General features: G+C 40.9%; 1 protein-coding gene. It reads left to right on the top strand.

Translation table 11 applies throughout. From position 1 onward, the window contains the following. Positions 1–232 (top strand): 5-oxoproline transporter, DUF969 family subunit (locus ETC07_RS16475; RefSeq protein ID WP_136249355.1); only part of this gene is annotated, 232 nt, incomplete at both ends.

Genomic DNA, 232 nt, shown 5'->3' with positions numbered 1-232 from the left:
CTGCCGCAGCAGAAAACTATGGTAACTTCTTTGGGCAAAATCTCTTTGCAGGGAGCGCTGGTGTTCTCTTGATTACTTCAACCATGTCAAGTTTTAACTATGATGTTTCAGCCGTAGACGTAGCAGTTGCCAGTATTATCATGGCTGTCCTTGCCTTTCTAGTGACAGCTATCCAGTTTGTACTGTATGACAGAAAACTTCTTCGAAAATTTGGAAAGAAAGAGGTAAAATA

This window comes from Halomonas borealis (genome assembly GCF_004798905.1).
In the GTDB taxonomy this organism is placed as follows: Bacteria; Pseudomonadota; Gammaproteobacteria; order Pseudomonadales; family Halomonadaceae; genus Halomonas; species Halomonas borealis.
Note: the sequence above shows the minus strand (reverse complement) of the source record. Positions and strands in the feature narration are given on the sequence as shown.